2 protein-coding genes are annotated in these 1,888 nt (G+C 74.3%); both read left to right on the forward strand.

Annotation, left to right across the window (positions count from 1 at the left end; all coding sequences use genetic code 11):
- The coding region (locus tag OZN99_RS30725; protein WP_270939002.1) for a heparinase II/III family protein at nucleotides 1-714 on the forward strand (714 nt) is incomplete at its 5' end.
- A 119-nt stretch (nucleotides 715-833) separates the two neighbouring features.
- The coding region (locus tag OZN99_RS30730) for a glycosyltransferase family 4 protein (protein WP_270939003.1) at nucleotides 834-1,888 on the forward strand (1,055 nt) is incomplete at its 3' end.

Genomic DNA, 1,888 nt, shown 5'->3' on the forward strand with positions numbered 1-1,888 from the left:
CTGGCCGATTGCGGCGCGCCGCCCGCGGCGAGGCGCGACGCGGCCTCCGGCGGCCTGCCGCGCGGCGCCGACCGCTTCGCCCATGCCGGGACGCTGAGCTTCGAGATGTCGATCGGGCGCGACCGGCTGATCGTGAACTGCGGCGCGGCGCCGGCGGCGGAGGGCGAATGGCGCGACGCGCTGCGCTCCACCGCCGCGCATTCCACGCTCGTGCTGGCCGACACCAATTCCAGCGAGCTGAAGCCGGAAGGGCTGGGCCGCCGCGTCGACACGGTGGAGTGCGACCGCCAGGAATCGAACGGCGCGCAGTGGCTGGAGGCATCGCATGACGGCTGGGTGCGCCAGTTCGGCATGCGCCACCGCCGGCGGCTCTACCTCTCGGAGTCCGGCGACGACCTGCGCGGCGAGGACCTGCTGGAGCCGGAGCGCGAGGCCGCGGTGCCGGGCTTCACTGTGCGCTTCCACCTGCATCCCGGCGTGGTGGCCAGCCTGCAACAGGATGAGGCCGGCGTGCTGCTGCGCCTGCCCTCGGGCGTTGGCTGGCGGCTGCGCGCCAAGGGCGCGCGCGTGGCGATCGAGGAGAGCATCCACCTCGCCGCGGAGGCGCGCCGCAGCCAGCAGGTGGCGCTGCACGCCGAGGCCGGCGCGAGCAGCGTGCAATGGGCGATCAGCCGCGTGAGCATGAACGGGCCGGGCGAGCAGGTGGCGGAGTAGGCCGCAGGACTCCGGCCGCGCAGCGGCCGCGCGCGCTGGGCAACCTCCTCTTCCTGCTCGACTGTGCGTAGGCGCGTAAGCCAAGCGGCCGGAGGCCGCGCCCGGCGCTTGAGGGCAGAATGTCAAAAATCCTCCAGATCATCAACGTCGATTTCTCGCTGCGCCACTTCCTGGTGCCGCTGATGCGGGAACTGCAGGCGCGCGGGCACGAGGTGGTCGGCGCCTGCGCCGAGGGCCCGCTGCTGGATGCGCCGCGCGCCCAGGGGCTGCGCATCGTCGCCGTGCCGATGGCGCGCAGCCTGAACCCGCTTGCGCAGCTGCGCGCCCTGATCGCGCTGGTCGCGCTGATCCGGCGCGAGAAGCCGGACATGGTGCATGGTCACATGCCCATCAGCGGACTGCTCGCGCGCGTCGCGGCGCGGATCTGCGGCGTGCGGCGCGTCGCCTACACCTGCCACGGATTCCTGTTCAACCAGCCGGGGCCCTGGTGGCGACGGCGGCTCTCGCTGGTGCTGGAGCGGTTTGGCGGCAGGCTGACCGACGTCTTCGTCACGGTCAGCGAGGAGGAGGCGGAGGACGCCCGCCGGCTCGGCATCCATCCCCGCGCGGTCGCGGTGCAGAACGGGCGCGATCCCGCACGCTTCCGCCCGGACCCCGCCGCGCGCGCAGCGATCCGCGCGGAGCTCGGCGCGGGCGAAGGGGATTGCGTCGTCGTCGCCGTCTCCCGCCTCGTGCGGCACAAGGGCTATCCGGAACTGCTGGAGGCGATGCGCGCGACGCCGCCGAACTGCGTGCTGTGGGTGGCGGGCAACCGCCTGCCGACCGACCACGGTGAGGACATGGAGCCGCATTTCGAGCGCGCCGCGACCGCGCTCGGGCGGCGGCTGGTGCGGCTCGGCTACCGGGAAGACGTGGCGCGCGTGCTGGCGGCGGCCGACGTCTTCTGTCTGCCCTCGCATTTCGAGGGGCTGCCCATGTCCGTCATCGAGGCGATGCTGACAGGCCTGCCCGTCGTGGCCACCGACATACGCGGCCCGCGCGAGCAGGTGGTGGACGGCGGGACCGGGCTGCTGGTGCCGCCCTTCCAGGCCGCGCCCCTGGCCGCCGCGCTGACGCGGCTCGCGGAGGATCCGGCGCTGCGCGCGCGCCTGGGCGAGGCCGGGCGCGCGCGCGC

This window comes from Falsiroseomonas oryzae (genome assembly GCF_027856955.1).
In the GTDB taxonomy this organism is placed as follows: domain Bacteria; phylum Pseudomonadota; class Alphaproteobacteria; order Acetobacterales; family Acetobacteraceae; genus Falsiroseomonas; species Falsiroseomonas oryzae.